The sequence below is a fragment of the Streptomyces sp. NBC_00536 genome (assembly GCF_036346295.1).
Classification (GTDB): Bacteria; Actinomycetota; Actinomycetes; order Streptomycetales; family Streptomycetaceae; genus Streptomyces.
Genome location: NZ_CP107819.1, coordinates 5674816 through 5697453 on the forward strand (window position 1 = coordinate 5674816; position 22638 = coordinate 5697453).

15 protein-coding genes are annotated in these 22638 nt (G+C 72.5%); 7 read left to right on the forward strand and 8 right to left on the reverse strand.

All coding sequences use genetic code 11. The annotated features are described in order from the left end of the window. Positions 1-15 precede the first annotated feature (15 nt). Positions 16-1575 (forward strand): MFS transporter, encoded by a 1560-nt coding sequence (locus OHS33_RS25415; RefSeq protein ID WP_330332721.1) that lies wholly within the window; start codon positions 16-18, stop codon positions 1573-1575. Positions 1576-1746: 171 nt separating this feature from the next. Further along, complete coding sequence (locus tag OHS33_RS25420; protein ID WP_330332722.1) at positions 1747-2661, forward strand: hypothetical protein; 915 nt, start codon at positions 1747-1749, stop codon at positions 2659-2661. A 77-nt stretch (positions 2662-2738) separates the two neighbouring features. Here OHS33_RS25420 and OHS33_RS25425 read toward each other — a convergent pair whose 3' ends face one another. Together OHS33_RS25425 and OHS33_RS25430 are read right to left on the reverse strand one after the other, a co-directional pair. Further along, complete coding sequence (locus OHS33_RS25425) at positions 2739-4391, reverse strand: nitronate monooxygenase (protein WP_330332723.1); 1653 nt, start codon at positions 4389-4391, stop codon at positions 2739-2741. A 261-nt stretch (positions 4392-4652) separates the two neighbouring features. Beyond that, positions 4653-6920 (reverse strand): M4 family metallopeptidase, encoded by a 2268-nt coding sequence (locus tag OHS33_RS25430; RefSeq protein ID WP_330332724.1) that lies wholly within the window; start codon positions 6918-6920, stop codon positions 4653-4655. A 379-nt stretch (positions 6921-7299) separates the two neighbouring features. Between OHS33_RS25430 and OHS33_RS25435 the strand changes: the two genes are divergently transcribed. Then, positions 7300-8775 carry a sugar transferase gene (locus OHS33_RS25435; RefSeq protein ID WP_330332725.1) on the forward strand — a complete coding sequence of 492 codons (1476 nt, stop codon included), beginning with the start codon at positions 7300-7302 and terminating at the stop codon, positions 8773-8775. A 16-nt stretch (positions 8776-8791) separates the two neighbouring features. Here the strand turns inward: OHS33_RS25435 and OHS33_RS25440 are convergent, their stop codons facing one another. Continuing rightward, entirely contained in the window at positions 8792-9757 is a 966-nt protein-coding gene (locus OHS33_RS25440) for a GDP-L-fucose synthase family protein (protein ID WP_330332726.1), read from the reverse strand. Positions 9758-9859: 102 nt separating this feature from the next. On the opposite strand from OHS33_RS25440, the gene gmd reads away from it, so the two are divergent. The 3 genes from gmd to OHS33_RS25455 all read left to right on the forward strand — a co-directional run bounded on the left by gmd (position 9860) and on the right by OHS33_RS25455 (position 14573). Further along, entirely contained in the window at positions 9860-10873 is a 1014-nt protein-coding gene (gene gmd, locus OHS33_RS25445; RefSeq protein WP_330332727.1) for a GDP-mannose 4,6-dehydratase, read from the forward strand. Between the two features lie 138 nt (positions 10874-11011). Beyond that, positions 11012-13795 (forward strand): CBM96 family carbohydrate-binding protein, encoded by a 2784-nt coding sequence (locus OHS33_RS25450; protein WP_330332728.1) that lies wholly within the window; start codon positions 11012-11014, stop codon positions 13793-13795. Positions 13796-13904: 109 nt separating this feature from the next. Then, positions 13905-14573 carry a hypothetical protein gene (locus OHS33_RS25455; protein WP_330332729.1) on the forward strand — a complete coding sequence of 223 codons (669 nt, stop codon included), beginning with the start codon at positions 13905-13907 and terminating at the stop codon, positions 14571-14573. 369 nt (positions 14574-14942) lie between these two features. On the opposite strand, the gene OHS33_RS25460 is transcribed toward OHS33_RS25455, so the two are convergent. Further along, positions 14943-16067 (reverse strand): glycosyltransferase, encoded by a 1125-nt coding sequence (locus OHS33_RS25460; protein WP_330332730.1) that lies wholly within the window; start codon positions 16065-16067, stop codon positions 14943-14945. A 10-nt stretch (positions 16068-16077) separates the two neighbouring features. Beyond that, positions 16078-16617 carry a WcaF family extracellular polysaccharide biosynthesis acetyltransferase gene (locus tag OHS33_RS25465; protein ID WP_330332731.1) on the reverse strand — a complete coding sequence of 180 codons (540 nt, stop codon included), beginning with the start codon at positions 16615-16617 and terminating at the stop codon, positions 16078-16080. 75 nt (positions 16618-16692) lie between these two features. Between OHS33_RS25465 and OHS33_RS25470 the strand changes: the two genes are divergently transcribed. After that, positions 16693-18216 carry a hypothetical protein gene (locus OHS33_RS25470; protein WP_330332732.1) on the forward strand — a complete coding sequence of 508 codons (1524 nt, stop codon included), beginning with the start codon at positions 16693-16695 and terminating at the stop codon, positions 18214-18216. Positions 18217-18441: 225 nt separating this feature from the next. On the opposite strand, the gene OHS33_RS25475 is transcribed toward OHS33_RS25470, so the two are convergent. Genes OHS33_RS25475 through OHS33_RS25485 form a run of 3 tightly spaced genes read right to left on the reverse strand, consistent with a single transcriptional unit; the run spans position 18442 to position 22606 of the window. Further along, positions 18442-19671: a hypothetical protein gene (locus OHS33_RS25475; protein ID WP_330332733.1), complete on the reverse strand. Its 1230-nt coding sequence runs from the start codon at positions 19669-19671 to the stop codon at positions 18442-18444. Continuing rightward, positions 19668-21404, reverse strand: coding sequence for a lipopolysaccharide biosynthesis protein (locus tag OHS33_RS25480; protein WP_330332734.1), 1737 nt, complete (start codon positions 21402-21404; stop codon positions 19668-19670). The genes OHS33_RS25475 and OHS33_RS25480 overlap by 4 nt, the downstream gene beginning before the upstream one ends. Next, positions 21401-22606, reverse strand: a complete 1206-nt coding sequence (locus tag OHS33_RS25485; protein WP_330335198.1) for a glycosyltransferase family 4 protein — start codon at positions 22604-22606, stop codon at positions 21401-21403. The genes OHS33_RS25480 and OHS33_RS25485 overlap by 4 nt, the downstream gene beginning before the upstream one ends. Between the last annotated feature and the right edge of the window lie 32 nt (positions 22607-22638).

Consider the following 22638-nt stretch of genomic DNA (forward strand, 5'->3'; position numbering starts at 1 on the left):
CCAAGGAGAATCCCCATGCGTAAATGGCTGCCGTTGACCGCGGTCTGCCTCGGCGCGTTCATGCTGCTGGTCGACGTCACGATCGTGACCGTCGCCCTCCCCGACATGGCCACCGACATGCACAGCGGGTTCGCCGGGCTCCAGTGGGTGATGGACATCTACGCCCTGGCACTGGCCGCACTGCTCCTCGGCGCGGGCTCGCTCGCCGACCGGATCGGCCGCCGCCGGGTCTACCTCGGCGGCCTCGCCGTCTTCGCCGCCGCCTCGCTCGCCTGCGGGTTCGCCGACGGCCCCGGCACCCTGATCGCCTTCCGCGCCGTCCAGGGCATCGGCGGCGCCGCGATGTTCGCCACCACGATGGCCCTGCTCAGCGCCGCCTACCAGGGCCGCGACCGCGGGATCGCCTTCGGCGTGTGGGGCGCGGTCAACGGCGCCGCCGCCGCGGCCGGACCGATCATCGGCGGGCTGCTCACCGAACACTTCGGCTGGCGCTGGATCTTCTACATCAACCTGCCGGTCTGCGCCCTCGCCGTCCTCGTCACCCTCAAGGCCGTCGCCGAGTCCCGCAACCCGCACGCCAAGGGCATGGACCTGCCCGGCATGGCCACCTTCACCGTCGGCGCCGCCGCCGTCACCTACGCCCTGATCCGGGTCGGCGAGAACGGCTGGATGTCGGCCACCACCCTCGGCCTCTTCGCGCTCGCCGTCCTCTCCTTCGCCGCCTTCGTCGTGGCCGAACGGCGCGCCGCCCACCCGATGCTGGACCTCTCGCTCTTCCGCAGCCCCGCCTTCGTCGCGGTCATGGCCGCCGGACTGCTGCTCTCCGGCGCCGCCTTCTCCTACCTGATGTACACCTCCCTGTGGCTCCAGTCCGCCGAGGGCATGAGCCCCGTCGGCGCCGGTCTGGTGCTGGTGCCGCTCAGCCTGGCCGCGTTCCTGGTCGCCGCGGTGGCCGGGCGGCTGCTGCACGGGATGTCCCCCCGGCTCACCATCGGCGGCGGGCTGCTGCTGATCGGCGCGGGGGCGCTGCTCCAGGCCCTGATGCTGGACGCCGGTGACGGCTGGTCCGCGCTGGTCCCGGGGCTCGCGGTGACCGGCGTCGGCGTGGGCATGGCGACCCCGGCCCTGGCCGCGGCCGCGATGGGCGCGGTGGCCCCGGCCCGGGCGGGCATGGCGGGCGGCGCGCTGAACACCGCGCGCCAGCTGGGCACGGCCCTGGGCATCGCGGTGCTGGGTGCGGTCTTCCACTCCGGCCTGGTCTCCGGGCTCGGCGGCGCGGAGGGTGCGCGCGGCACGGCCGACGCGCTGGCCTCGGGCGGTGCCGGGCGACTGCTCGGCGCGGCTCCGGCGGGCGCGGCGCGCGAGGCGCTGGACCACCTGGTGGACGAGGCCTTCACGAGCGGGCTGCGGGAGACCTTCCTGGTGTCGGGCGGGATGGGCCTGGCGGGCGCGGTGCTGGTCTTCGTGCTCGTACGGAACTCCGCGCGGACCCCGGCTCCGGCCGGTGCCCCGGTGGCCGCCGCGGGGACGGTGGGTGCCCCGGCGGCGGGGGAGCGTACGCCCGTACGACGCTGAGCGGGCGCGGCGGCGCGGCGGCGCGTCCGGGCCAACCGTCCGGCCCTGTCGGGTGAACCTTCGAACGCGCTGCGCATGGCGAATCGTTTCGGCAGCCCTCTCCGCTCCTACGCTGCCCCCGCGGATGCCCACCGGACCCGGCATCCGAGCACCCCGAGAAACGGACTCCCCATGCGTCTTCGCACCACCGCCGCAGCCGCGTTCGTCGGCGCGCTGGCCCTCGTCCTCCCGGCCGCAGGCCAGTCATTCGCCAACGACGACGACGGGCACCACCACTCGCTCGGTGAGCTGCGCTACCGGATCGACGGCGACGGCTGGGAGGAGATCCGTCCGCCGGAGAACGACACCTGCTACCGGCTGACCGGCACCGACTGGGACGATGCCGCCACCCGGGTCGAGAACAACACGCGGTCGCTGGCGCTGCTGTTCACGGACCGGGACTGCGGCGGACGGGCGGTGCGGACCCTCGATCCGGGGGACGAGGTGGGCGGTGTGCGGGTCCGCTCGGTCTTCTTCAAGCCGTCCGACGACGATGACGACCACGGTCACCACGGGCGCCGCGACGACGATGACGGCCGCCACCACCAGCGCCGTGACGGTGACCGCGACGGCCGCCACGAGCAGGGCGGGCGGGACGAGCTGAGCCGCATGGACGACGACGGCCCGGAGCAGGCGGCCCCGGACCAGGCCCCGGACCAGGCCCAGGCGCCGGACCAGAACCAGGCCCCCGACCAGGCCCAGCGCCCGGACCAGGCCCAGCGCCCCGACCAGGCCCAGCGCCCGGAGCAGCGTCCGGACCAGAACCAGGCTCCCGCGGAGGAGCAGGAGCCGCAGGGCCCGCAGGGTCCGAACGAGGAGCAGGCCCCCGGCCAGGAGGACGAGCAGCAGGGTCCGCAGGCTCCGGGCCAGGAAGAGGAGCAGCAGGGTCCGCAGGCTCCCGGCCAGGAGGAAGAGGGTCAGGCCCCGCAGGGCCACCGCGCCGACCGGGTGGGGGCGCCCAAGGGTGACGAGTCCGAGGACTCGCTCATCCACGACGACGGCCTCGGCTTCTTCGAGCACGACTTCCTGGGCCACATCATCGGCTGATCCGGCCCCCCTCCCGCGAAGGGCCCGGTACCCGTGGCGGCCGCCACGGGTACCGGGCCCTTCGGGTTCCGGGCGGATCAGGCGGCCGGACCGGGCCGCACCCCGGCGGCCAGCCAGGACACCACGTCCGCCGCCGTGTAGGGGGAGGCGTCCGGGGACAGCTCCGGCAGGAACGAGAGGTCCTTGCCGATGGTGACCAGCGGGGGTTCGACCCGGCCGCCCGGGCGGCGCTGGGCCAGGCCGATCGTGGCCAGCAGCCCGTTGCACAGGCACTGCCTGCCCTCGGTGGCCGCCGCGTCGCCGCCCTTGCGGACGTACGCCGCCACCGGCTCGGCGGCGCACCGGTAGGCCAGGCCGCGCGGGCCGCGCACCGGCGTCCGCAGGAAGCCCAGGTCGCAGACCCGGCGCCGGGCGGCCGCCACCTCCGGGTCGGAGACCGTGCCCGCCAGCTCCGCCACCTTGAAGGGGAAGGCGGTCGGCGAGGCGGCCGGGTCGTTGCGCACCACCAGGGTTCCGGCGCGGGCCCGCTCCAGCAGTTCCTCGCGCAGGTGGCGGGCCATGCCGGACTCCTCGCACAGGGCGAAGGCGCTGCCGATCTGCACCCCGGCGGCGCCCTGGGCCCGCGCGGCGGCGAGCGCCTCCGGCGAGGCCTGGCCGCCCGCGAGCCAGAACGGCAGCCCGAGCGCGGCCATTTTGGCGAGATCGGGGTGGTCGCGCGGGCCGTAGACCGGTTCGCCCGCCCCGTCCAGGGTCATCGGACCGCGCGGCGGGGCGCTGTGGCCGCCGGCCGAACTGGTCTCGATGACGAAGCCGTCGGGCCGGGTGGCCGCGTCGCGGGCGAGGTAGGCAGCCAGCACCGGCAGCGACACGATCGCCAGGACTTTCGGGCGGCGCAGCGGGCCCGGCAGGTGTCCGGCGAGTGCCGCGTCAGGCAACGTTTGCCCCTCAAGGAGCGGCGTCCGGTGCGTGCTCTCGGCGTGCCGGCCGGAAGCGCTCGTACTGGACGTACTTGGGCTTTCGGCCGGTGCGGCGAGAGTGCGTGCCGGGCGTCGCGACGGGGCGAACGTTGCCTGACGCGGCGCTAGCAGGGCCCGCGGGTCGAAGAGGTGGTCCAGGGGTTCCTCGTCGCCCTCGACCCGGATCCGGGAGACGACGGGCTCGTAGCGGGCGAGGCGGGTCGCGAGCGCGGGGATGTGGCCGGGGACCCCGGCGCCGACGCAGACGTAGTCGGCGCCCGCCAGGATCGCGCCGAACATCGCGGGCGCGGTCGCCAGCTGGATCTTCTCCAGGTAGTTGATGCCGACGGTGCCCTCGTGACCCTCCTTGGCGAGCCACACCTCGACGAAGTTGCCGAGCACGGTGAGGACTTCGGCCTGGCCGCCGCCCGTGGCGCGCAGCCGCGGGGTGGTGCGCATCGGGGCGGTGTCCCCCGCGGCGCCGTCCTCGCGGAAGTAGCAGTCGAGCGCGGCCCGGGCCAGTTCGGGCAGCGGGAAGGCGGCGAGCGCGCGGCGCGCGTGGCCGCCGGGGTCGCCGGTCTGCAGGACGCGCGCGAGCACCACGTCGAGGGCGGTGCCGGACACGACGCCCAGCTGGCCGGTGCGGGCCACCGCGCGGGCCAGGCGCCAGCCGGAGACCCCGACGCCCATGCCGCCCTGGATCAGCCACGGGTAGGTGTCGGCCCCCGCGTTCGTGGGGGTGTCGGCGAGGGGCTGCTGTGCTGTCGCGGGCATGTGTGTGCGTCCGTCCGTCCCGGTGCGGGGGTACCGAACCTACGGAACCGTAGGTTCGCTCCCGTTCAGTGTGAACCGGCCGGGGACGCCTGTCCGGCGCCGAAGGTCCCGCACCTGCGGGGAGCAGGTCCCGTACGAGTGCGGCCGTACGGCCATGGCGGCGGACGTGGACGTGGACATGGGACAGGGCCGCCCGGGAGGGTTTCCTCCCGGGCGGCCCCGTGTTTCATGTCAGCCGGTGCTCATCTGCCCCCGTGGGGATCAGAAGGTGAGCTTCCAGCTGTTGATGTAGCCGGTGTCGAGCGACGCCATGTCGGCGACGCGGAGCTTCCAGACGCCGTTGGCGACCTCGGAGGAGGCGTTCACGGTGAAGGACTGGACGATGTTGTCCGCGCTGCCGCCGGTGCGGTTGCGCAGGTTGTACACGCTGCCGTCGGGGGCGACGAGGTCGACCTTGAGGTCACCGACGTAGGTGTGGACGATGTTCACGTCGACCTTGAGGGTGCTCGGGGCGTTGCCCGAACGCGACACGGTGATCGGCGACTCGACCGTCGAGTTGTCGTTGATCGTGTAGTCGTTCGTGTTCTCGAAGACGTTCTGCTGGGTGGTGCCGACGGTCCAGGTGAAGGACGTCGTACCCGTCTTCGCGGCGGAGTCGGTCACCGTGACGGTCACGTTGGACGTGCCCGCGGTGGTCGGCGTACCCGAGATCAGACCGGTCGAGGCGCTGATCGACAGGCCGGCCGGGAGGCCGGTCGCCGCGTAGCTCAGCGCGCCCGCGTTGGTGCTGGTGGCCTGGACCTGCAGGTTCACCGCGGTGTTGATCTGGGTGTTCTGGTTGGCGATCGGGGTGACCGAGACACCGCTGGGGGCGGGACGCGATCCGACGGCGATGCCGGCCCAGGCGTTGGCCACGTTGTTGTAGGTGACCGAGTTGGCGCCGTACAGGTCGGCCGCCGCCTGCAGGGTCGCCGTACGGGCGGCCGCGTAGTTGGTGTTCGACTTGAAGTAGCCGACCGTCAGGGCGCGGAACCAGATCTTCGCGGCGGCGTCGCGGCCTATCGCGGTGACCGGGAGGCCGTCCGAGGTGGGGGAGTCGTAGCTGACCCCGTTGATGACCTTGGCGCCGGAGCCCTCGGACATCAGGTAGAAGACGTGGTTGGCCGGGCCCGACGAGTAGTGCACGTCGAGGTTGCCGAGGCCGGAGTACCACGAGTCCTTGGACCCGCCGTCCTTGCTCGGCTTGTCCATGTAGCGCAGCGGGGTGCCGTCGCCGTTGATGTCGATCTTCTCGCCGACGAGGTAGTCGCCCACGTCGTTGGCGTTGTTGGCGTTGAACTCGACGGCCGACGACATGATGTCGGAGGTCGCCTCGTTCAGACCGCCGGGCTCACCGCTGTAGGTCATGTTGCCGGTGACCGAGGTGAGGCCGTGGGTCATCTCGTGCGCGGCCACGTCGATGGACGTCAGCGGGTGCGTGTTGCTGGTGCCGTCGCCGTAGGTCATGCAGAAGCAGGAGTCGTCCCAGAACGCGTTGACGTACGCGTTGCCGTAGTGGACCCGGCTGTACGGGGCCACGCCGTCGTTGCGCAGGCCGTTGCGGCCGTGCACGTTCTTGTAGTAGTCCCACGTCAGCTGGGCGCCGTAGGCCGCGTCCGCACCGGCGGTCGCGCGGTTGGAGGCGGCGCCGTTGCCCCAGGTGTCGGTGGTGTTGGTGAAGAGGCTGCCGGTGCCGGACGAGCCGCCGTTGAGGTCGTAGGTCTTGTGGCCGCCGCGGCCCGCGTCGGTCAGCGTGTAGTTGCTGCCCGACTGCGAGGTGCCCAGGGTGACCTGGCCGCTGTACATCGTGTTGCCGATGCCCGACTCGATCTTCTGCCACTCGGTGATCTTGGCGCCGGTCTTGGCGTTGGTGACCACGTGCAGTTCGCTCGGGGTGCCGTCGCGCTGGACACCGCCGACGACGGTCTCGTAGGCGAGGACCGGGGCGCCTTCGGCGGCCCAGACCACCTTCTTGGCGCCCTTCGCGGCCTTGACGTCCTTGCCGCCCGCCGCGGACGCGGCGGAGAACGCCGTGCCCTCGGCCGCGGACGGGGTGACCGAGGCGGTGGTGTCGACCTTGATCTCGGCGTTGGTGGCCTTGGTGACGCTCTTGGTGACGCCGCCCTTGGCGTGGACGGTCAGGTCACCGCCGAGCACCGGCAGGCCGCCGTAGGTGCGCTCGTAGGTGGTGTGGGTGGTGCCGTCCGCGTCCTTGACGACGTCGCGGACGATCAGCTTCTCCTGGTCGCCGAGGCCGAGGGCCTTGGCAGCCTGCGCGGTGGTCGAGTTGGCCTCGGACAGGAGCGTCGCACGCTCCGAAGCCGTCAGCTGGTATGCGGCCGCGCCCGGGTTGGGCTGGGCGGCGGTGCGGGCCTGCGACGCGGTGGCGTCGGCGGAGGCGGTACCGGACTGGATGCCGACGGCCAGCAGAGCGGCCGCAGCAACGAGAGCGCCGGCCGCGGTGGCACGCCGGTGGGGGGTGGGACTCAACGCAGACTCCTTCTGCAAGGGGGTTCCGGCGGCTGGGTGGGCCGCCGGGCAGAGCAGGCTGGTGCGCAGAACGGTCGAAGAGTGCCACCAACCGCGTTGGATGTCAGGGGCGCGTCAAAAGGTTGGCCAGAAACGGTTCGTTGTCCGAAGAGACGCGTCCGCTATACGAACTGTTCACCAACGTGTGCGCGATGTTGAGACGTTGATGTGGAACCGGGGAAACCGCCCGCTAACGAACGGACAACGAGAGGGCTCGTTAACCCGAACGGCATTTAACGTACGGGTGTTTGTCGTACTGTTTCCCGGTGCGACAGATGTCCGTTGCCTGGGGAAGCCGCGGACATACGCCGTTGTCATAGTCCACGTGCCAGGGGGGCCCATGAGGCATGTCCATTTTCCTGCGCAAAGAGTGGCCGGTTCGGCTCAGGGGACAGCTGCGCCCGAGCGACGGCTCGGTGACAAAGCACGCTGGTACCTGCCCGCCGCACTGACCGCGGACCTCCTCGGCGCGGCCGTGCCCGTCGGCCTGGTCTTCGAGGCCGCCGAGCAGGCCCGTCCCGCGTACTGCGCGCTGGGCGCGGCCCTCGCCTGGGTCACCGTACAAGCCCTCCGCCGCCGTTATGCCTCCCGGCTGCTCGGAGAATCGCGCGGAGTCCTGCCCGTCGTGCACGACTGGCTGATTCTCATCGGAGTCCTCGCCGTGGCCCGCGTGGTGACGGACGAGAGCACCCCCCGCACGGCCGCCCTCGGGGCGCTGCTGCCCGCCCTGCTCGTCACCGTCGCCTGCCACAAGCTCACTTACCGGCACCTCTCCGGCGCCCGCCGGGAGGCCCAGGCCGTCAGCCGCGTCCTGGTGATCGGCGAACCCGGCACCGCCGAGGAGGTCATCTCCCACCTCGCCGCGCGGACCGACCACCCGTACGTGGTCGTCGGCGTCGTGCCGGTCGGCCAGGGCTCGCTCGGCAGCGGCGCCCCGGTCGCGGCCCGGCTGGAGGCGCAGATGCCGCCCGTACCCGGTGGCGACGCCGAGGCCGTGCTCGGCGCCGTCCGCAGCCACCACGCGGACCTGGTGCTCGTCGCCCCCGGCGCCCGGATGGCGGGGGAGCGGCTGCGCCGGATCTCCTGGGCCCTGCACGACGCCGGCCTCGAACTGGCCGTGTTCCCCGGGCTGGTGGAAATATCCGTCAAGCGGCTGGAGACGCTGAGCGCGGGCGGGCTCGCGGTGCTGCGGATCGCGCCGCCGGTCAGCCGGGGCATCCAGCCCGTGCTGAAGTCCGTACTCGACCGGGCCGGGGCCGCGCTCGGGCTGCTGCTGCTGTCCCCGCTGTTCCTCGGACTGGCGCTGGCGATACGGTTCGGCTCCCGCGGCCCGGCCTTCTACAGCCAGCGCCGGATCGGCCGCGGCGGCGCCCCCTTCGTGATGTGGAAGTTCCGCACGATGGTGACCGACGCCGATGCGAAGAAGGCCGAACTCGCGGGCGTCAACGAGAACGACGGCCTGATGTTCAAGATGCGCCGCGACCCCCGGGTGACCCGGATCGGCCGCGTCCTGCGCCGGACCTCGCTCGACGAACTGCCCCAGCTGCTCAATGTGCTGACGGGGGACATGTCGCTGGTCGGCCCGCGCCCGCCGCTGCCGGAGGAGGTGGCGCGCTACGACGAGGTCGAACTGCGCCGGCTGACCGTGCGCCCCGGCATGACCGGCCTGTGGCAGATCAGCGGACGGTCCGACCTGTCCTGGGACGAAACGATCCAGCTCGATCTGCAGTACGTCGACAACTGGTCCTTCACCAGCGATGTCGACGTCGTGGCCCGTACGTTCCGCGCCGTCGTCGACGGTCGCGGAGCGTACTGAGGCCTTGCGGATGCGATCAGTTCCCGGCCTGGGTGTTCTCCGCTTGGGAATCCAGCCACCACCGGTAGGTGGACGTGATGCCCTCGCGCAGCCCGATGCCCGGCTTCCAGCCCAGCGACGTCAGCCGGGTCACGTCGAGCAGCTTGCGCGGGGTCCCGTCCGGCTTGGACGTGTCCCAGGCGAGCCGGCCCCGGAAGCCGGTCACCTCGGCGACCGTCTCGGCCAGCGCCTTGATGGTGAGGTCCTCGCCGCAGCCGATGTTGACCGGCTCGTCCCCGTCGTAGGACGCCAGCAGCACGGCGCAGGCGGCCGCGAGGTCGTCCACGTGCAGGAACTCCCGGCGCGGGGTGCCCGAACCCCACAGCGCGACCTCGTCCTTGCCCGCGGCCGCCGCCTCGTGGAAGCGCCGGATCAGGGCGGGCAGGACGTGCGAGGACTCCAGGTCGAAGTTGTCGCCCGGACCGTAGAGGTTCGTCGGCATGGCCGAGATGTACGAGGCCCCGTACTGCTTGCGGTACGACTGCACCTGGACGATGCCCGCGATCTTGGCCAGCGCGTACGCCTCGTTGGTCGGCTCCAGCGGACCGGTCAGCAGCGCGTCCTCGCTGATCGGCTGCGGCGCCAGCTTCGGGTAGATGCAGGAGGACCCGAGGAACAGCAGCCGCCCCACACCGGCGTCGTGCGCACCGGCGATCACGCTCAGCTGGATCCTGAGGTTGTCCTCCAGGAACTGCACCGGGTAGGTGCTGTTGGCCATGATCCCGCCGACCTTGGCGGCCGCCAGGACGACGGCGTCCGGGCGGACGTCCTTCAGGTACGCGGCGGTCGCGCCGGCGTCGCGCAGGTCGAGGTCCGCACGCCCCCGGGTGAGCACCTCGTGGCCGTCGGCGGTGAGCCGCCGGGCGACCGCGGACCCGACGAGGCCGCGGTGGCCGGCGACGAAGACGCGGGCGTGCGGGGGCAGGAGCAGCGAACTTGTCATACCGGCGATGATGCCAGCAGCGGGGCGCGCCCCGCTCACCAGAACCAGGCGCACCAGCACCAGACTCACCAGAACCAGAACGAAACGAACCAGGGGATCCACATGGGCAAGACCGCACTGATCACCGGAGTCACCGGGCAGGACGGCTCGTACCTCGCCGAGCTCCTGCTCTCCAAGGGCTACACGGTGCACGGCCTCGTGCGGCGGTCGTCCAGCTTCAACACCGAGCGCATCGACCACGTCTACCAGGACCCGCAGACCGCCAACCGGTCCTTCGTCCTGCACCACGCCGACCTCTCGGACGGCGTCGCCCTCGTGAACCTGCTCCGTGACATACGGCCGGACGAGGTCTACAACCTCGGCGCCCAGTCCCATGTCCGGGTCTCCTTCGACGCCCCGCTCTACACCGGTGACGTGACGGGCCTCGGCGCGCTGCGCCTGCTGGAGGCCATCCGGGCCAGCGGCGTCGACACCCGGATCTACCAGGCCTCCTCCTCGGAGATGTTCGGCGCCACCCCGCCGCCGCAGAACGAGCACACCCCGTTCCACCCGCGCAGCCCGTACGGCGCCGCCAAGGTCTTCGCGTACTGGACCACGGTGAACTACCGCGAGGCCTACGGGATGTTCGCGGTGAACGGCATCCTCTTCAACCACGAGTCCCCGCGCCGCGGCGAGACCTTCGTGACCCGCAAGATCACCCGCGCGGTGGCCCGGATCAAGGCGGGCCTCCAGGACCACCTGTACCTGGGCAACCTGGACGCCGTGCGCGACTGGGGCTACGCGCCCGAATACGTCGACGCGATGTGGCGGATGCTCCAGCAGGACGAGCCGACCGACTACGTCGTGGCCACGGGAGTCGCCGCCACCGTCCGCGAGTTCGTCGAGGCCTCCTTCGGCCACGCGGGGCTCGACTGGAACGAGCACGTGCGCTACGACCCCAAGTACGAGCGCCCCAGCGAGGTCGACGCCCTCATCGGCGACGCGAGCAAGGCGCACGCACTGCTCGGCTGGAAGCCGACGGTCCTCGTCCAGGAACTGGCCCGGATCATGGTGGACGCCGACGTGCGCCAGGTGGAGGACCAACTCGCGGGCGCCACCATCCGCATAGACCGCTGAACTGTGTGTCGTAACGCCACACGCCTCACTTACAGTTTGCCGTGTTCCGGTCATGCCCACCCGGGCGTGACCGGGTCGTTCCCGCCGAATGCGGATAGTTCCAGCCAAATGAAACCGGGCCATTGCCCTGGGGGGCTCATGCGTAGATCCAGAGGGCTGACTGCTGCCCTCGCCCTGTCACTGGTCGGTGCCGGCGCCGGATTGGGCCTGGTGCTCATGCCCCAGGCCTCCGCCATCACACCGCCCGTGGCCTTCACCGCCGACAACCTGCCGACCTGGCAGCCCAACGGCATCGTCTTCGCCATGGCGCAGACGAACGGCACCGTCTTCGCCGGTGGCACCTTCTCCACGGTCCGGCCGGCCGACGGAGCCGGCAGCGGTTCCGAGCAGGAAGCGGTCAACTTCGTCGCCCTCGACGCCGCGACGGGCAACCCGACCGACTGCAAGCTCAGCTTCACCGTGGCCGACGGCACCGCCACCGTGCGCGCGCTCGTCGTCTCCAAGGACGGCAAGACCCTCTACGCGGGCGGCTACTTCGGCGCCGTGAACGGCACCCCGGTCGCCAGCGTCGCCGCGATCGACATCGCGACCTGCACGCCGAAGACGTCGTTCCACCCGAGCTTCCCCGCCACCGTGCGCGCGTTCGCCGTCACCGACGACACGCTGTACGCGGCAGGCGACTTCGGCACCGTCGAAGGCCAGACCCGCGAGCGGTTCGCCGCGGTCGACGCGACCTCCGGTGCCCTCAAGCCCTTCGCCGCCAACGCCGACGAGCCGGGCCGCGCCATCACGGTCACCCCGGACGGCAAGAACGTCATCCTGGGCGGTGACTTCTTCACGGTCAACGGCACCGACACGCACGCGCTGGCCGTGGTGAACGCGACCACCGGCGCGCTCACCAAGACGTACGGCAACATCCCGAGCAACTCGGTGGTCAAGACGATCGCCACCGACGACAACGGCGGCTTCTACACCGGCAACGAGGGCTCCGGCGGCGGCGTCTTCGACGGCCGCATCGGCCTGAACCTCAGCGACTTCAGCGAGAAGTGGCGCGACCGCTGCCTCGGCGCCACCCAGTACGTCCTGCCGTACGACGGGGTCCTCTACAGCTCCTCGCACGCGCACGACTGCTCGCTGGAGAACGAGTTCCCCGACGGCAAGCGCAACTTCCTGCTGGCGGAGCCGACCAACCACACCGGCGCCGCCCCCGCGCCCGTCGACGGCTTCGTGCACAGCCCGCGCAAGCTCGGCTGGCACCCCACCGCCAACGACGGCATCGGCGAGGGCATCGGCCCGCGCGTCATGGCCGTCTCGGAGAAGAGCGAAGTCAAGTACCTGTGGGTCGGCGGCGAGTTCACCGCCATCAACGGCACCCCGCAGCAGGGCCTGACCCGCTTCGCCTCCACCGGTGACGTCGGCGCCCCGACCACCCCGGTGGCCAGCGCCGCGAGCGTCAAGCCCGGCGAGGCCCAGGTCCGCTGGCGCACCAGCTACGACCAGGACGACAGCAAGCTGACCTACCGCATCTACCGCAACGGCTCGGCGAACCCGATCGCCTCGGTGGTCGCGGACTCCGTCGACTGGGAGCGGCCGCAGGCCTCCTGGACCGACACCACGGTCAAGCCCGGCCAGTCCTACACCTACCGGATCACCGCCACCGACGCCGCGGGCAACACCAGCGCGCTGTCGGCGAACGTCTCCGTGACGGTCCCCACCTCGGTCCAGTCCTACCCGAACCAGGTCCGCACGGACGGCGCGAGCCTGTACTGGCGCTACGACGACACCGTCAGCCCGTACGTCGCCGACTCCTCCAACGGCGGCAACACCAGCGGCGTCCAGCTGAACGCCCCGGCCCTGCGCCAGACCCCCGGAGCCGTGTCCGGCACCAGCACCGCGATGGGCTTCAACGGCACCAGCCAGCAGGTGTACAGCGACCACCGCCAGTCGGTGGGCACCTCCTACACGGTCGAGACCTGGTTCAAGACCAACACCACCCGCGGTGGCAAGCTGATCGGCTTCGGCAACAACACCGACCGCACCAGCGGCACGAACGACAAGAACATCTACATGACCAACGCCGGGCGGCTGGTCTTCGGCACGTACAACGGCTCGCCCCGGACCATCAGCACCGGTCTGCTCGACATCTACAACGACAACAAGTGGCACCACGTGGCCGCGACCCAGGGTCCCGGCGGCATGACGCTCTACGTCGACGGTCAGAACAAGGGCACGCTGAACGTCGCCAACTCCACCCAGTACACCGGTTACTGGCATGTCGGCGGCGACAACCTCGCCAACTGGCCCACCCGGCCGACCAGCAACTTCTTCGCCGGTCAGATCGACGAGACGGCCGTCTACCCGACGGTCCTCACCCAGGCCCAGGTCAAGAACCACTTCGACCTGGCGAAGGCGCCCACCGACACGGTGTCCAAGGTCTCCGCGAACGAGGACACCTACATCAACCAGGGCGCCCCCAGCACCGCCTACGGCACGTCCTCCTCGCTCGCGGTGCGCGGCACCTCGGCCTACGAGACGTACCTGCGCTTCGACATCCCGGCCGCCCCGGCCGGTCAGGTCCTGAAGGCCGCGTCCCTCCAGGTCAAGACCAGCACCCAGGCGAACGCCGGCACGACCGACACCATCAACGTGGTCCCGGTCACCGGCACCTGGAGCGGTGCGGCCACCACCTTCAACACCAAGCCCACCCTGGGCACCACCCCGCTCGGCTCCCTGGCCGGCGTCCCGGACGGCTCCGCCATCCAGAACGTCGAGCTGGACACCACCGCGGTCTCCGCGGTGCTGGGCGGCAGCTACAGCATGGCCCTGACCAGCACGGGCACCGACCCGCTCTGGATCTGGTCCAGCGAGTCGACCGCCGCGGACGCCGTTCCGCAGCTCGTGCTCACCTTCGGCCCGAAGTAACCACGGCCGGATGAGGACGGGTACGGGGCCCGGCGGTGTGCCGGGCCCCGTACCCGTACCTGTACCCGTATCCACAGACCGCACCACCCAGTACCACGGGAGCCCCCTGATGTACCGACGCTCCGCAGCGGCCGCGGTCCTGCTGGCCGCCGCCCTCACGCTGACCGCCTGCGGTTCGGACGCCAAGCCCGACGCCGCGGGCGCGGCCAAGCCGAAGCCCCCGGCCTCCTCGGGGGCGCCCGACCCGGCCGACGCGCAGGCATCGGGCCCGCCCCCGGCCAAGCCGACCGGGCCGGTGCTGCCGGACGCGAAGCTCACCCCCGCCACGGGCAGCTTCACGGACAAGGAGAAGAAGTACCTGAGCGGGCGCGTGCCCGAGAAGATGGACCCCGCCGCGGTGCTCCAGAGCGGCCAGGAAGCGTGCCAGCGGGTGGAACGCACCGCGAAGCACGACAAGGACGCGGCGATCGGCTCCGTCATCGCGGGGGAGATCCCGGCGGCGAAGGACGCGATCCCGGCGCTGTGCCCCGCGCAGCAGCCGGTGCTGACGGCCGCGGAGAAGGGCTTCCCCGACGGCACGCGCGCGAACCCGGCGCCGGGTTCGTACCGGGCGCTGACGCAGAGCACGACGTGCACCTGGCAGGCGAAGGGCAAGGACGGCAGCGTGCTCGCCTCCAGCCCGATGACGCAGCCCGCGGGTGCGAAGATCGTGGCCGACATCCCCGAAGGCACGGCGGAATTCACGTCGACGAGCTGCTACGCCTGGCTCCCGGCCTGACCCCCGCCTCAATCTCCCCCAGCTACCGCTGGGAGGGGCCCCGGGCGAGGCTGAAGTTGCCCCGGTCGGCGCGGAGTTTGCCTGCGGCCGGTCTTGCCCTCCGGGGGCGCCTCAAACGCCGGCGGGGCTGAACTGTGCCCCGGGCGAGGCTGGGTTGCTCCCGCGAGCGCCGAATTCACCTGCGGCCGGTCCTGCCCTCCGGGGGCGCCTCAATCGCCGGCGGGGCTGAACTGTGCCCCCGGGAGGGGGCAATACCAGCCTGCCCGGCGTTTGAGGGCCCGCCGGAGGCGACATCAGCCTCGCCGGCGTTTGAGGCGCCGCCGGAGGCAACGCGAGCCGGCCGGCGACTGAGGCGCGGACGCGGGCGGGTCAGGCGCGGGACGCCGCCCGGGCGTAGACCGACAGGACCGTGTCCAGGACGGAGTCCATCGAGAAGGCCTCCGCGGCCAACGCACGCGCGGCCAGCGACGCCGCCCCGTTCGCCACCGGATCCAGGAGGTCGAGGACGGCCGAAGCCACCCCCTCCGGCCCCGGGTCGACGACCCGCCCCGCCCCCGCCGCGGCAATGTCACGGGCCAGCCCGTTCGAGTGCGTCACCACGACCGGTACGCCCACGGACAGCGCCTCCAGCACCGACATCGGGAACGGCTCGTCCACCGACGGCAGGACGTACACGTGCGCCCGCCGCAGCTCCTCCAGCACCTGATCGCTGGTCAGCGCCCCGGGAATCGTCATACGCCCGTCGAGCCGCATCGTCGTCATCCGGTGGAACACGGCCCCGTACTCGCCCTCGTCGGGCCCCGCCACCACGTACCGCGCCTCCGGCACCTTCTCCGCGACCAGCGACATCGCGTTCACGAAGTCCACCGGACGCTTGCGTTCCTGGAGCCGCGCCGAGTAGAGGATCCGCGGCGGCCCCGACAGCGCGGGCCGCGCCTCCTGCGCCGGTACGCCGTTCACCACCCGCACCGTGTTGGCCAGCCCGGCCCCGCCGACGACCGCGTCCAGGGCCTCCCGCTCGTGCGGGGTCAGGTACAGCACCGCGTCCGCCCCGCGCAGCAGCCGTCGTACGGCCACCGCGTCCAGGACCTTGGCCAGCAGTTTCCCGCTCGGGTCGACCATCCCGTGGGTCTGGAGCACCAGCGGCTTCCCGGCGCGCAGCGCGGCCAGCGCGAGGGGCAGCGTGACCAGGTCGCGGGCCAGGTGCACGTGCACCAGGTCCGCGTCCCGGACCAGCCGTCCGGCCGCGGCGAGCAGCGCGGGCGAGGTCATACCGCTGAAGCCGAGCGGCAGCAGCCGCTTCGCCGGGTACAGCCGGGCCGGTACGCCCTCGACCTCGGTGGGCCAGGGGTCCCCGAAGCCCTCGCCGAGCGCCAGCAGCGAGGCCTCGTGCCCGCGCGCCCGCAGCCCCTTGGCGAGGTTGAGCGCGACCCGGACCGGCCCCCCGAAGGCATGCGTGGGGGAGTGCAGTGTGACGGCGTGCAGGACTCTCACTGGACGGAACTCACTTCGGTTCTTCGACCGGGCGGCGCGTGCCGTCCGCGGTCTGCAGGGTCAGTGCGGGCAGGTCCTTGTGTACGACGGCCCCCGCGCCCGCCACGGCGCAGCGGCCCACGGTCACCCCGGCCAGCACGGTCGCCCGTACCGCCACCCACGCGCCGTCCTCGACCGCGATCGGGGCGTTGCGGTAGCGGAAGTCGGCCGCCCGGTGGTCGTGCGAACCGGTGCACAGCATGGCCTCCTGGGAGACGCACACGTGCGAACCGATCGTGACCGGCTCCAGGTTGAGCACCCAGGCACCCTCGCCGATCCAGGTGTGGTCGCCGACGGTGAGCTTCCACGGCCACAGCACCCGCACCTTGTGCCGGATCAGCACGCCCTCGCCGATCCCCGCGCCGAAGGCGCGCAGCAGCGCGACCCGCAGCCGGGCCGGGCAGAACCATGCCATGAAGACCGTGTTCATCACGGCGAACCAGAGCGCCTGCGTCAGCAGACCGCGCCCCTTGTCGTATCCGGCCAGCGTGAAGGCCGGGAGATTGCGCACCGAAGTACCCCCCACTCCATCCCCGTCGGGTCAGACTAGACTGCGCGCGGACCAGGCACGGGGGGCGGGGGCGCAATGGCGACGGACGTACGAGGACCCGTGTCCGCACCCCCGAGGAACACCCCGGACGGGCCCCCGCAGGAGGCGGAACGCGGCTGGGGGAAGGTCACCACCCCGCGCACCCTGCTCTCCCGCGCGCTGTCCGTCCCGCTCGCCCTCGGATTCACCGTCTTCCTGCCGCTGTTCGTGGCCTCGCAGTCCGGCGCGGGCACCCGGGACGCCGCGTTCTGGCTCCAGTTGGCCCTCACCATGTACGCGGGGGCCCGGCTCTCCGCGATGGTCCTCACCAGCCGCCGCAAGCTGCTCCAGGGCTCCTTCTGGCTCTTCGTCTACATGGCGATGGGGGTCGCCCCGCTCGCGCAGGCCGTCCTCGGCCAGGTCCCGACCCCCGTCGTCGGCCCGCGCTCCGACCTCACCGTGGCCATCGGCCTGGTGCTGCTGGGCTGTACCGCCTTCGACGTCGGGGTGCTGCTCGCCCGCCACCGGCCCTCGGGACGCGCGGGCGGTTCGCCGCGCGAGCCCCGCCCGGTCATGACGCACCACCGGCGGCTCCAGCTGCTCACCCTGCTGGCCTTCGCGGGCAGCGCGGCGCTCATCCTCAAACTCGGCGGCCCGGCCGTCTTCTTCAGCAGCCGCCAGGAGATCATCGCGGGCATCCAGGAGGCGGGCGTCTCCACCGACGGCCAGGCGGGCCAGGCCTTCCTGCGGGGCTTCGGCACGGTACCGGCGCTGCTCGCGCTGCTCTGCTACACCCGCTGGCTGGTCACCTCGGTGCACGCCCGCCGCCGGCCGTCGGTGATCGCGATCTGGGTCGCGCTGGCGGCCCTCAACATCATCGTCAACAACCCGATCTCGAACCCCCGGTACTGGTTCCTGACGGTCATGTTCTCGCTGCTCTTCACGGTCTTCCCGGTCAGCGCGGCGATGTACCGGGTGGCGCTGTCGATGGCCGTCGTGGTCGCGCTCCTCGTCTTCCCCTTCGCGGACCGCTTCCGCTACGACGAGAAGAACTACAAGCCGGTCGAGACGACCTCGTTCCTGGAGCCGATGGCGCTCAAGGACTACGACCAGATCGGCATGTTCGCGAACACGATCACCTACTCGAACTCCGGTCCCGGCCACTCCTACGGGCGCCAGCTCGCCGGGTCGGTCCTCTTCGCGGTGCCGCGCTCGGTGTGGCCCGGGAAGCCGCGCGACACGGGGGTGATGGTCGGGCAGTGGATGGGCACGGTCAACACCAACCTGTCCTCGCCGGTCTGGGCCGAACTGTGGCTCGACTTCGGGCCGTTGGGCATGGGGGGCGGGCTGCTGGCGATGGGGTACGCCGCCGCGCGGGTCGACCGGCGGTACGCGAAACGGGCCCGGCGGAGCACACCGCCGGGCAGCCTGATCTCGGTGGTCGTCCCGCTGGTCGCGGGCTACTCCTTCATCCTGCTGCGGGGGCCGCTCCTGCAGGCCTCTGGCCGCGTCGCGATCGCGGGCCTGTGCCTGGCGCTGATCGCCACCCACCGCCAGGACCGCACCACCACCCTCCGCTAACCCCCGCCTTCGGCGGGCCGGAACCAGCCTCGCCGGCGTTTGAGGCGCCCCCGGAGGGCCCACGGTGTGCGTCCGGCGACGGATCGGTAGTCCCCCGGGCCTCCGCCGGTGGTGCCTCCGGCGGGCCCTCAATCGCCGGGCGGGCTGGAGTTGGCTCGGGCGGGCTGGATGTGGCTCGGGCGGGCTGGAGTTGGCTCGGGTGGGATGGGATGGGCCCCGGCGGGGTCAGTTCGGGACGGGCGAGGGTGTGGGGGCTGGGGCGGAGGAGGGGAGGGGGAGGCGGGCGACGCGGGTCCAGGCGGCCAGGGCTTTGAGGGCTGAGCCGGCCGCCAGGCCCCAGGCGGCGCCGGGGGCGCCCCACAGGACGTAGCCCACGAGCAGAAGGATCACGGACAGCACCGAGAAGATCAGCTGGACGGCGAGCGTCGCCTTGGGGGCCAGGACCCGCAGGGTCAGGAGGGCGCACGTGCCGAGGCCCATGGCCGCGTACTGCGCCCCCGTGGCCGGAAGCAGAGCCGCGGCCGAGCCCCAGGTGTCGCCGAGCAGCTGGCGCCCCAGCCGGTCGGGCAGGACGTACAGGACCGCCGCCCACCCGGCGCCCAGCACGGCCAGGACCAGGCCGAGCGCGGCCGTCGTACGGACCACCGCCCGCTTGCCCCCGCGCCGCAAGAGCATCGGCGGCCCGAAGGCGTTGGCCGAGTTGAACAGCACGTTCAGCGGCCCGAACAGGGTGGTCGCACCGCGCAGCGCACCGACCGCGAGCGGGGTCGCGAAGACGCCGAGACCGAGCACGGCGAGCTGGCTGGAGCCGTTGCCCACCGCGAACTCGATCACGAACCGCTGCCCGAGGTGCCCCCGGCGCAGGTACGGCCGCAGGTCGGCCCGCAGGTCACGGACGTACGGCCGTAGGAGGAGCAGGCCGAGCGCTAGCGCGGGCAGTGCCGAGACACCCCAGACGAGCACCAGGCGCCCGGGGGCGGCCCCGGACGGCTGGAGCAGCAGCGCGCCCACCACGCACACCAGGCGCAACGCGTCGGCGGCCAGCGCGCGTTCGGGCGTGCGCAGCGCCGAGAAGCAGTACCGCAGCCCGTCCTGGACCAGCACCAGCGGCAGCACCGCCCCGAGCGCGAGGAACGCCCACCCCGCCGGGCCGGGCAGGACCAGGCCGACGAGGGCGAGGGCGGCCCCCACGAGCAGTGAGGCGGACCCGGTGAAGGCCACGGCGGAGCGGCAGGCCACGGCCCGCCGCTCCCCGTGCTCCAGGACCACGCTCTGGCCGACGTACGCCATGTTGAGGCCGAGCAGCACGCTGAAGGTCACATAGACCATCGAGAACGCGGCGAAGCCGGAGGCCGAGGACAGCCGCGCGGCCAGCACCAGCACCAGGATGTTCGTGGCGCTGGACGCCGCCTGGTCCAGGACCGAGGAGACGGCGGCGAGGCCGCGCCGGCTCATCTGCGGCCCGTGCGGACCGTGCGCAGGGCGACCGTGTCGCTGCCGTCACCGGGGGTCTGCCGGTCCGGCTCGGCCGGGTCGGCACCGGTCGGGGGAACGGGAGCGGGGGTGGGAGCCGCCGCCGCGGCCTTGGCCGAGGAGCGGGTCCGGCCGCGCTTCTCGCCGGGCAGCGGCCCGTGCAGCACGGCGCCCAGCACGGTGCCGCCCGCGCCGCTGATCAGTTCGCGGATCCGGGACAGGTCGGTGCGGTGCACGGCGCGCGGGTCGCAGACCACGAGGACGCCGTCGACGCGGTCGACGAGGGCGAGCGCGTCTGCGTAGGACAGGACGGGCGGGGCGAGCACGACCACCGTGGAGTTGGGCGAGTCGGCCTCGGAGATCAGCCGGGTCGCGCGCGGGGTGGTGAGCGCGCGGGCGACGTTGCGCACCCGCTCGCCGGGGATCAGGTCGAAGTCGCCCGATTCACCGGCGTCCACGACGAGCATGCGCCCGTCCGGCCAGTCGGAATCGGGGTGTGCGGAGCGTTCGCCCTCGGCCGGGCCGCCCGGCAGCTGGCTCCAGCGGGGCCGCTCGCCCGCGTCGGTGGGCAGCTGGCTGGCGAGCAGCGGCGTCCGCAGGTCCGCCTCGATGAGCAGGACGTCCTTGCCGGTCTCGGCGAAGGAGGCGGCGAGGTTCACGGCCACCGCGGCGGCCGTCTCGCTGCTGCCGCGCGGGGCGACCACGAGGAGGCGCCGGCGGTCGGCGAAGCGGGCGTCGTAGGCGAGCCGGAAGGCCACCGACCGGTACTCCTCCGCGAGCCGCGGATCGGCCTCACCGGCGGCGAGCAGCGGCCCGCCGCCCGTCTTGTCGGGGGGCAGGGTGCCGAGCACGGGCGCGCGCAGGGCGCGCGAGACGTCGCCGTCGGAGCGCGGCGAGGGGTCGAAGACCAGCCGGACCCAGGCGGCGAGCAGACCGAGGGCGAGACCGACGGCCGCGCCGAGCGCGAGCGACATGGGCAGGCCCGGGCCGTCGGGCCGGGTGGGCGGGACGGCCGCGCTGGTGACCCGGCCCGGGGTCATGTCGAGGGCGTCGAGCTTGGCGATGTTCCCGTTGAGCTGGCCGACCTTGCTCTGCAGGTCGGTCCGGGAGGAGTACGCGGCGTCGCGCGCGCTGCCCGCGGGCAGCTGGGAGATCTGCTTGATCAGGTCGTCGAGCTGTTTGGCGACCGGGTCGCGCTGGTCCTTGTAGCTCTTGACCATGGCGTCACGGGTGACGTCGAGGGCGTCGCGCCGCTTGAGCAGGTACGCCTCGGTCATCGCGTTGGCGCGCTTGGCGGACACCTCGGGGGAGCCGGAGGTGTAGGTGAAGCGCAGCACCATGGTCTGCGGCGGGTTGGTGACCTGGAGACCGGCGCGCAGCGCGGCGAGACCGGCATCGCCGACGCCGAGCTTCTTCGCGGCTTCGCTCGCGATGGAACTGCTGAGCGCGACCTGCCGTTCGGAGCCGATGTTGATCGCCTTGTCGGGGGCGATGCTCGGGTTGAACGGGTCGTCGGTGGGGGTGCGCAGGACCACGTCGGCGGTGGCGACGTAGGTGTCGGCCGTGGAGATGCCGAGGTACACACCGCCCAGCAGGCCGATCCCGATGCCCGCGCCGATCAGCCTGCGGTAGCGGGTCAGCTGGCGGAACTGGTCCCGGAGGAGGTCGGGTTCGTCCTCGGCCAGGGCCGCTGCCGGGCGGTTCGTCTCGATCACGGCCGGGGTCCCCCAAGTGCTTCGTCGATCAGTGCGTCGATGCGGGCGAGGCCCGCATCGCGGCTCAGGTGAGCCGCCACGTGGCGCGGACCGGCCGCGCCCAGCGCGTCCGCCCCCCGCGGGTCCTCGGCCAGTGCGCGTACGGCGTTCAGCAGCGCGCCCGGGTCCTCCGGGGTGACGAGCACCCCGGCGCCGGAACGTTCCACCTCCTGGGCGGTGCCGCCCGCCGCCGCCACCGAGGCGACGACCGGCCGGCCGGCCGCGAAGTAGGAGGTGAGTTTGGAGGGCACGCTCATGTCGAGGACGGCCGCGTGCTGCGTGACCGCCAGCACGTCCGCCGCCGCGAGGATATCGGGGAACTCCCCGTCGGCGGCAGGGGGGATGATGTCCAGGTTCGGCACGTCCGTCGACAGGTCGGCCAGGGCGCCGCGCCGGCTGCCGTCGCCCATGAGGACGAAGCGGACGGCCGGGTCGAGCCGGGCCGCGCCGACGAGGACTTCGAGGCCCTGCTTGAGGCCCATGTTCCCGGAGTGCAGCACCACGGTCTGGCCGGGGGCCCAGCCCAGGTGGCGGCGGGTCTCGTCGCGCGGCTTGCTGGGGGCGGGCACGTGCGACCAGTTGGGGACCAGGCGGATCTTCGCCGGGTCGACGCCCATGCCCACGACCCGGTCCACGAAGGTCTCGTGGATGACGCCGACCAGGGTGGCCCGCTTGAGGACGTACGCCTCGGCGCGGGCGGCGATCACGGCCGCCTTGTCGCCGCCGCTGATCCCGCTCTGCGCGGCGGCGGCGCCCATCAGGTCCTGTACGACGGGGACGAACGGCACCTTCCAGCGCGCCGCGAGCCGTGCGGCGAGCACCCCGCCCGCCAGGCTGGGCATTTGGGCGAGGACCGCGTCCGGCTTCGGCATCCGGGGCGGGGCCACGGCGCCGTGCAGCAGAATCGATCCTTCAAACAGGGCCCGCTTCACGGCGGTCTGACGCGACGGCACGGTGTGCGCGCGCCGGTGCACGGTCACCCCCGCACGCTCCTCGGTGCGCCGCAGCGCCCCCTTGTACTCCGGTTCGAGAGACCAGGAAGGGTAGTGGGGCATGCCCGCGAAGACATGGGTATCGTGACCGGTATTCGCCCAGTGTTCCGCGATTTGTGTGGCGTACGGGCCAATCCCCGCGTGCTCGGGAGCGTAATTCGTGGAAACCAGCAGCAGGCGCCGGTGACCGGATATGGACACTG

Coding starts and splice junctions, on each gene's coding strand:
- OHS33_RS25415 (WP_330332721.1), top strand. CDS start 16: ATGCGTAAATGGCTGCCGTTGACCGCGGTCTGCCTCGGCGCGTTCATG.
- OHS33_RS25420 (WP_330332722.1), top strand. CDS start 1,747: ATGCGTCTTCGCACCACCGCCGCAGCCGCGTTCGTCGGCGCGCTGGCC.
- OHS33_RS25425 (WP_330332723.1), bottom strand. CDS start 4,391: ATGCCCGCGACAGCACAGCAGCCCCTCGCCGACACCCCCACGAACGCG.
- OHS33_RS25435 (WP_330332725.1), top strand. CDS start 7,300: ATGAGGCATGTCCATTTTCCTGCGCAAAGAGTGGCCGGTTCGGCTCAG.
- OHS33_RS25440 (WP_330332726.1), bottom strand. CDS start 9,757: ATGACAAGTTCGCTGCTCCTGCCCCCGCACGCCCGCGTCTTCGTCGCC.
- gmd (WP_330332727.1), top strand. CDS start 9,860: ATGGGCAAGACCGCACTGATCACCGGAGTCACCGGGCAGGACGGCTCG.
- OHS33_RS25450 (WP_330332728.1), top strand. CDS start 11,012: ATGCGTAGATCCAGAGGGCTGACTGCTGCCCTCGCCCTGTCACTGGTC.
- OHS33_RS25455 (WP_330332729.1), top strand. CDS start 13,905: ATGTACCGACGCTCCGCAGCGGCCGCGGTCCTGCTGGCCGCCGCCCTC.
- OHS33_RS25470 (WP_330332732.1), top strand. CDS start 16,693: ATGGCGACGGACGTACGAGGACCCGTGTCCGCACCCCCGAGGAACACC.
- OHS33_RS25475 (WP_330332733.1), bottom strand. CDS start 19,671: ATGAGCCGGCGCGGCCTCGCCGCCGTCTCCTCGGTCCTGGACCAGGCG.